The 2,680-nt window shown below is 66.8% G+C and carries 1 protein-coding gene; it reads left to right on the top strand.

The genetic code is table 11. The annotated features are described in order from the left end of the window. The coding region (locus F757_RS0129760) for a condensation domain-containing protein (RefSeq protein ID WP_027214514.1) at positions 1 to 2,680 on the top strand (2,680 nt) is incomplete at both ends.

Raw genomic sequence — 2,680 nt, 5'->3', positions numbered from 1 at the left:
TGTATGTCGGCGGCGCGGGCCTCGCGCGCGGCTATCTGGGGCGCACGGCGCTCACCGCGCAACGCTTCGTGCCGGACCCGTACGGCGCGCCGGGCACACGTCTGTATCGCTCGGGCGATCTCGCACGACGGCTGGCGGACGGCGACCTCGAATACCTGGGCCGCAACGACGATCAGGTGAAGATCCGGGGCTTTCGCATCGAACTCGGCGAAATCCAGGCGGCGCTGCTGGCTCATCCCGAAGTGCGTGATGCGGCGGTGGTGGTAAGCGGTGCGAACGCGGGCGACCGTGACCGGCGTCTTGTAGCGTACGTGGTGCCGCGCGGTGCACCGCATGCAGGAGATGTCGCGCGCTGGCAGGCGTGGCTCGCGGCGCGGCTGCCCGCGCACATGGTGCCGTCCTCATACGTGGAGCTCGAGCGCTTTCCGCTCACGCCGAACGGCAAGCTCGATCGCCGTGCGCTGCCCGCGCCGGAAGCGGTCGGAAATGCTGCGGGTCGCGCGTCTTACGTGGCCCCGCGCGACGAAACCGAAGCGCGGCTCGCGACGATCTGGCAACAGGTGCTGGGGGCCGAGCGGGTCGGCGCACTCGACGATTTCTTTCTACTCGGCGGGCATTCGTTGTCGGCGGTGCGCGTGATTTCGGCGGTGCGGGCGGCCTTCGGCGAGGCGCCAGGACTGCGCGCCGTGTTCGAGCATCCGCGGCTGTGCGAGTTTGCGACGCTGCTGCGCGGCACGCAGTTTGTTGACGACGATGCGCTCGTGTCGGCGTCGGGTGCATTGGGTCTTCGACGGGGCGCGGGCGGTACTGGCTTGGCTGATGTACCGAGCGAGCATCTCTCCATGCCAGCAGGGTACATGGAACAGGCGGAGCAGGCCGGGCAACGTGGGCAAGGGGGGAATGATGCGCAGGTAGCAGGGGGCGAATACCCGGGGCAAACGGAGCAGTCTGAGCGAGCAAAGCAGTCTGAGCAGGCAGAGCAGCCTGAACAGGCAAAGCAGCCTGAACAGGCACAGCAGGCAAAGCAGGCACCCCAGGCGGAGCAGGCGCAGCAGGTTGAGGACGCAAAGCAAGCAGCGCATGCAAAGCAACCCGAGCCGTCGCAGCAGCCAGAGCTGACCGCACACACCATCGATCACCCGTCCGTCGACTCAGCCAATCAGCACGACGTAAGCGCACCGATCCCGCTCACACCGTCGCAGCAAAGCTTGTGGTTCCTGTGGAAACTCGACCCGCAGAGTGCGGCGTACCACGTCAACGGTGCGCTGCGTTTCGAGGGCCACCTCGATGTCGATGCTTTGCGTGCCGCGTTCGACACCCTGGTCCAGCGGCATCCGGCATTGCGGATGCGTTTCAGCGAAGTGGAGGGCGTGGCGTTCCAGCGTATCGATGCAGCAACCGGCAGCGCAATCCACCTGCTCGAACTGCCGTGTACGCCCCAGGCCAGCAACACCAGCAACACCAGCAACGAAACTCTGGCCGACTGTCTCGCCGCGCTGGTCCGCAAGCCCTTTGACCTGACGTCGGAGCCGCCTGTGCGTGCGACGCTCGTGCGTGTCGCCGACAATCATCATGTATTGCATCTGGTGCTGCATCACATCGTCAGCGACGACTGGTCGATCGGCCTGCTGTTTGCCGACTTCTCGCGCCTCTACCGCGAGCATTGCGCAGCGGGCGGAGCCCACTGTGTTCAGTCGTCGGTGCATGAGGCGAATGACGGCGCGACCGCGTCCGCCAGATATCGCGCGCTGATCGCGGCGCGTGCGGCTCAACTGACGCCCGAGCGCGAGTCCGCGCAACTGGCGTGGTGGCGCGCCACGCTCGCGACTGACGACGATTCGCCCGCGACGCTGGCGTTGCCCTACGATCGCGTGCGCGGCGGCACGCGCCGCGCGGCTGGCGCGCGCCATCGCACGCGCGTGCCAGCCGCCACCACGAAGGCGCTGCGCGCGCTCGCGAGCGCTCGCCGCGCGACGCTCTTCATGACGCTTCTGGCCGCGTTCGACGCGTTGCTGTACCGATACTCCGGCCAGTCCGACATCCGCCTCGGCGTGCCGCTCGCAGGTCGCGACCTGCCGGGCGCGGCGGATGTGGCGGGCTTCTTCGTCAACACTGTCGTGATTCGCACTGCGCCGCGCGGTGCGATGCGCGCGGCGCAGCTCATCGACGACGTACGCGAGCGGCTCCTCGGTGCCTATGCGAACCAGGACGTGCCGTTCGCGAGCGTCGTCAAGGCGGTACAGCCCGAGCGCGAACTGACGCAGACGCCGCTCTTTCAGGTGCTCGTGAATCAGCAGCAGCGCCATGACCTGACGACGTCGTTCGGCGACGGCGTGCACGTGACAGTGCAAGAAGTCGGGAACGGCGAGGCGCAGTTCGATCTGATGCTGAACATCGCCGAGGCCGCGGGCGATTCGCTCGATTTGACGTTCACGTATGCGACCGATGTATTCGAAGCGGAGACCATCGAACGCGTCGCGCGTCATTTCACGGGACTGCTCGATCAATGGAGTTCGGCGCCGGATGCGCTGATCGCGTCGTTCGAGTTGCCCGAGTTGGATGGCCAATCAGCGGTCCATACGCCAGCGACGTTCATGTACGAACCCGTGAGTGCGCGAATCGCGGCGCAGGCGCTGGAACGGCCCAACGCGGTTGCCCTGGTGGACGGAAATGATCAGGT

This window comes from Burkholderia sp. WSM2232, assembly GCF_000472545.1.
Classification (GTDB): domain Bacteria; phylum Pseudomonadota; class Gammaproteobacteria; order Burkholderiales; family Burkholderiaceae; genus Paraburkholderia.
This window is presented reverse-complemented; position numbering and strand designations above follow the sequence as displayed.